2 tRNA genes and 3 rRNA genes are annotated in these 5,475 nt (G+C 51.2%); all 5 read left to right on the top strand.

The window, feature by feature from the left end:
• Nucleotides 1–197 precede the first annotated feature (197 nt).
• The 5 genes from H8693_RS10600 to rrf all read left to right on the top strand — a co-directional run bounded on the left by H8693_RS10600 (nt 198) and on the right by rrf (nt 5,470).
• A 16S ribosomal RNA gene (locus H8693_RS10600) occupies nt 198–1,728 on the top strand.
• A 151-nt stretch (nt 1,729–1,879) separates the two neighbouring features.
• Nucleotides 1,880–1,955, top strand: a tRNA-Ala gene (locus tag H8693_RS10605).
• Between the two features lie 33 nt (nt 1,956–1,988).
• Nucleotides 1,989–2,065, top strand: a tRNA-Ile gene (locus H8693_RS10610).
• Nucleotides 2,066–2,219: 154 nt separating this feature from the next.
• Nucleotides 2,220–5,133: ribosomal RNA gene (locus tag H8693_RS10615) — 23S ribosomal RNA — on the top strand.
• 221 nt (nt 5,134–5,354) lie between these two features.
• Nucleotides 5,355–5,470: ribosomal RNA gene (rrf, locus tag H8693_RS10620) — 5S ribosomal RNA — on the top strand.
• Together the 16S, 23S and 5S rRNA genes with 2 tRNA genes alongside form the textbook arrangement of a ribosomal RNA operon.
• The last annotated feature ends 5 nt before the right edge of the window (nt 5,471–5,475 follow it).

Consider the following 5,475-nt stretch of genomic DNA (forward strand, 5'->3'; position numbering starts at 1 on the left):
GGGATTTGGTATGATAAACAGGCGCTCGAGAAACGGGCCTTGAAAAAGGGCGTAACAAAGGCGCAAAAAGAACCTTGAAAAGACAATATAGCGTAAAAGAACAAGCAAACATAGCTTAAGTAATGAACGAGCTAGGAAGCGAACAGACTTTCTTTTTTAAAGAGGAAAAGGACAGGCGCAAGCCTGTTTGAAATTTTTAATTTGAGAGTTTGATCCTGGCTCAGGACGAACGCTGGCGGCGTGCTTAACACATGCAAGTCGAACGAAGCACTTTGAAGGAATTCTTCGGAAGGAATTCAATTTGACTTAGTGGCGGACGGGTGAGTAACGCGTGAGCAACCTGCCTACAAGAGGGGGACAACAGTTGGAAACGACTGCTAATACCGCATAAGACCACGCTATCGCATGGTAGAGAGGTCAAAGATTTATCGCTTGTAGATGGGCTCGCGTCTGATTAGCTAGTTGGTGAGGTAAAGGCTCACCAAGGCGACGATCAGTAGCCGACCTGAGAGGGTGATCGGCCACACTGGAACTGAGACACGGTCCAGACTCCTACGGGAGGCAGCAGTGGGGAATATTGGGCAATGGGGGCAACCCTGACCCAGCAACGCCGCGTGAGGGAAGAAGGTTTTCGGATTGTAAACCTCTGTCCTTGGGGACGAAGAAGTGACGGTACCCAAGGAGGAAGCTCCGGCTAACTACGTGCCAGCAGCCGCGGTAATACGTAGGGAGCGAGCGTTGTCCGGAATTACTGGGCGTAAAGGGTGCGTAGGCGGTTTGGTAAGTCAGATGTGAAATACCCGGGCTTAACCCGGGGGCTGCATCTGATACTGTCAGACTTGAGTGCAGGAGAGGAAAGCGGAATTCCTAGTGTAGCGGTGAAATGCGTAGATATTAGGAGGAACACCAGTGGCGAAGGCGGCTTTCTGGACTGTAACTGACGCTGAGGCACGAAAGCGTGGGGAGCAAACAGGATTAGATACCCTGGTAGTCCACGCCGTAAACGATGGATACTAGGTGTAGGCATCATAAGATGTCTGTGCCGCAGCAAACGCATTAAGTATCCCGCCTGGGGAGTACGACCGCAAGGTTGAAACTCAAAGGAATTGACGGGGGCCCGCACAAGCAGCGGAGCATGTGGTTTAATTCGAAGCAACGCGAAGAACCTTACCAAGGCTTGACATCCTCTGACCGCCATAGAGATATGGCTTCCCTTCGGGGCAGAGAGACAGGTGGTGCATGGTTGTCGTCAGCTCGTGTCGTGAGATGTTGGGTTAAGTCCCGCAACGAGCGCAACCCTTATCATTAGTTGCCAGCGAGTAAAGTCGGGAACTCTAATGAGACTGCCGGGGACAACTCGGAGGAAGGTGGGGACGACGTCAAATCATCATGCCCCTTATGTCTTGGGCTACACACGTGCTACAATGGCCGGTACAAAGAGCTGCGAAACCGTAAGGTCAAGCGAATCTCAAAAAGCCGGTCCCAGTTCGGATTGTGGGCTGCAACCCGCCCACATGAAGTCGGAGTTGCTAGTAATCGCGAATCAGCATGTCGCGGTGAATGCGTTCCCGGGCCTTGTACACACCGCCCGTCACACCATGGAAGTTGGGGGTACCCGAAGCCGGTGGCCTAACCGCAAGGAGGGAGCCGTCGAAGGTAAAACCAATGACTGGGGTGAAGTCGTAACAAGGTAGCCGTATCGGAAGGTGCGGCTGGATCACCTCCTTTCTAAGGTGTAAAGCTCGAAAGAGTGATACAAGAAGCGAGGGAGTTTGGACGAAGAATAGTGAGTTCAAGGGAGCATTGTTTAAACTATTCTTTTGCGCTATATGTTTTTTAAGGTCAAATCCCAAAGCGGGAAGGGCACTCACAAAGAAATGGGGGTGTAGCTCAGCTGGGAGAGCACCTGCCTTGCAAGCAGGGGGTCAGCGGTTCGATTCCGCTCATCTCCACCATTACTTACGAGAAGTGAGTAAAGAAATGTATGCGGGCTCATAGCTCAGCAGGTTAGAGCGCACGCCTGATAAGCGTGAGGTCGGTGGTTCGAGTCCACTTGAGCCCACCAAGCATGCGAAAGCGTGCGAGAGAAAGCACATTGAAAACCATATAATATGCGAAAAACAAAACTTAAAGCTTTTTAAAAAACTTTTAGGGTAAAAAATTACTATAATTTTTGCGAATAAAAGCTGAGAAGAAGCGAATCATTAGGAAATGATGAAGATCAAGCTAAAAAGAGCGTAGGGCGAATGCCTTGGCATCAAGAGCCGAAGAAGGACGTGGTAAGCTGCGAAAAGCCATGGGGAGCTGCAAGCAAACATTGATCCATGGATGTCCGAATGGGGAAACCCGGCAGTTGTAATTAGCTGTCAACATGCACTGAATTCATAGGTGTATGTGGGGAACCCGGTGAACTGAAACATCTAAGTAGCCGGAGGAAAGGAAATCAAAAGAGATTCTCTCAGTAGCGGCGAGCGAACGGGGAAGAGCCCAAACCATTTGTCTTCGGACGAATGGGGTTGTGGGCCAGCGTAAGTGATCAGAGGTATCTAGTTGAAGACGGTTGGAAAGCCGCACCAAAGAAGGTAAAAGTCCTGTAAACGAAAGAGAAGACTGCACGGCTGGTACCAGAGTACCACCGGACACGAGGAACCCGGTGGGAAGCAGGGGGGACCACCCTCCAAGGCTAAATACTACTTGATGACCGATAGCGGAATAGTACCGTGAGGGAAAGGTGAAAAGGACCCCGGGAGGGGAGTGAAAGAGAACCTGAAACCCTATGCTTACAAACAGATGAAGCACTATTAGAGAGTGTGACATCGTACTTTTTGTAGAACGGGCCAGCGAGTTACGTTATGCAGCGAGGTTAAGGCGTTAAGCGCCGGAGCCGCAGGGAGACCGAGTCTGAATAGGGCGCAAAAGTTGCATGATGTAGACCCGAAACCGGGCGACCTATCCATGAGCAGGTTGAAGCGGTGGTAAGACACCGTGGAGGACCGAACCAGACGCATGTTGAAAAATGCGGGGATGACTTGTGGATAGCGGAGAAATTCCAATCGAGCTCGGAGATAGCTGGTTCTCCTCGAAATAGCTTTAGGGCTAGCCTCACTGGAAGATATGCGGAGGTAGAGCACTGAATGGGCTAGGGGGCCTCAAAGCTTACCGAACCCTATCAAACTCCGAATGCCGTATATTAGTAAGTGGGAGTCAGACTACGAGAGATAAGTTCCGTGGTCAAAAGGGAAACAGCCCAGATCATCAGCTAAGGCCCCAAAGTGCAGGTTAAGTGGAAAAGGATGTGGGACTGCTTAGACAACTAGGATGTTGGCTCAGAAGCAGCCACTCATTTAAAGAGTGCGTAATAGCTCACTAGTCGAGTGGTCTTGCGCCGAAAATGTCCGGGGCTAAAACCTGCCGCCGAAGCTATGGATTCCGTAAGGAGTGGTAGAGGAGCATCGTATGCGGATAGAAGCCATACCGAGAGGAGTGGTGGACTGCATAGGAGAGAGAATGCTGGCATGAGTAGCGAGAGGAAGGTGAGAATCCTTCCCATCGAAAGCCTAAGGTTTCCTGGGGAAGGCTCGTCCTCCCAGGGTAAGTCGGGACCTAAGCCGAGGACTAGATGGTCGTAGGCGATGGACAACAGGTTGATATTCCTGTACTACCTTGTAGACGTTATACTGAGGCAGTGACACAGGAGGATAGGCTGAGCGGGTTGATGGTAGAGCCCGTCCAAGCAGTAAGGCTTGTGGGGTAGTGAAGTACGCTCCACTGTAAGGCTGAGCTGTGATGGGGACAGAAAACAAGTATGGAAGCAGCCAAATCCACACTGGCGAGAAAAACTGCTAGGAAGGAAACAAGGTACCCGTACCGCAAACCGACACAGGTAGGCGAGGAGAGAATCCTAAGATGAGCGAGATAACCCTTGTTAAGGAACTCGGCAAAATGACCCCGTAACTTCGGGAAAAGGGGTGCCACGAAAGTGGTCGCAGAGAATAGGCCCAAGCGACTGTTTAGCAAAAACACAGGTCTGTGCGAAATCGAGAGATGAAGTATACGGGCTGACGCCTGCCCAGTGCCGGAAGGTTAAGGGGAAATGTTAGCGCAAGCGAAGCATGGAACTTAAGCCCCGGTGAACGGCGGCCGTAACTATAACGGTCCTAAGGTAGCGAAATTCCTTGTCAGGTAAGTTCTGACCCGCACGAATGGCGTAACGATTTGGGCGCTGTCTCAACAAGGGACTCGGCGAAATTGTAGTACCGGTGAAGATGCCGGTTACCCGCGATAGGACGGAAAGACCCCGTAGAGCTTTACTGCAACTTGGCATTGGATCTCGGCATTGGATGTACAGAATAGGTGGGAGACGGAGAACCTAGGACGCCAGTCTTAGGGGAGTCACCTTTGGGATACCACTCTTCTGATGTTGGGACTCTAACACTGTGCCGTAATCCGGGCAGTGGACAGTACCAGGTGGGCAGTTTGACTGGGGCGGTCGCCTCCGAAAGAGTAACGGAGGCGCCCAAAGGTTTCCTCAGCATGGTCGGAAATCATGCGTAAGAGTGCAAAGGCATAAGGAAGCTTGACTGCGAGAGAGACATTTCGAGCAGGTACGAAAGTAGGGCTTAGTGATCCGGCGGTATGAGAGTGGAATTGCCGTCGCTCAACGGATAAAAGCTACCTCGGGGATAACAGGCTTATCTCCCCCAAGAGTCCACATCGACGGGGAGGTTTGGCACCTCGATGTCGGCTCGTCGCATCCTGGGGCTGTAGTAGGTCCCAAGGGTTTGGCTGTTCGCCAATTAAAGCGGCACGCGAGCTGGGTTCAGAACGTCGCGAGACAGTTCGGTCCCTATCCATCGTGGGCGTAAGAAGTTTGAGAGGAGCTGTCCTTAGTACGAGAGGACCGGGATGGACGCACCTCTGGTGTACCAGTTGTTCTGCCAAGGGCATAGCTGGGTAGCTAAGTGCGGAAGGGATAAACGCTGAAGGCATCTAAGCGTGAAGCCCCCCTCAAGATAAGACTTCTCATCCTTTAAGGAGTAAGACCCCTTGTAGACTATGAGGTTGATAGGTCGCAGGTGGAAGTGCAGTAATGTATGCAGCTGAGCGATACTAATAGGTCGAGGGCTTGATCAAAGAAACAAGAAAAAAGAGTGAAGTTGAGTAGTATATTATATGGTTTTGAGTGTGCTTATTTGTTAAGTACCATACAATTTCCGGTGGTGACTGGTGACAGCGAGGAGTGCGAGGAGCGGCAAGCGACGCGGCACGACCGTTGGAAGATCGTTTCGCCAGAGGAAAGAGGGGAAGATGGCAGAACATTCTTCCCAAAGCACATTAAAAAAGTTAATTCAATTTCCGGTGGCGATAGCTAAGAGGTACACCTGTTCCCATCCCGAACACAGAAGTTAAGCTCTTATACGCCGAAAGTACTTGGCTGGTGACGGCCCGGGAGGATAGGTAGCTGCCGGTATCTAA

Source organism: Guopingia tenuis, assembly GCF_014384805.1.
Taxonomy (GTDB): Bacteria; Bacillota; Clostridia; order Christensenellales; family Christensenellaceae; genus Guopingia; species Guopingia tenuis.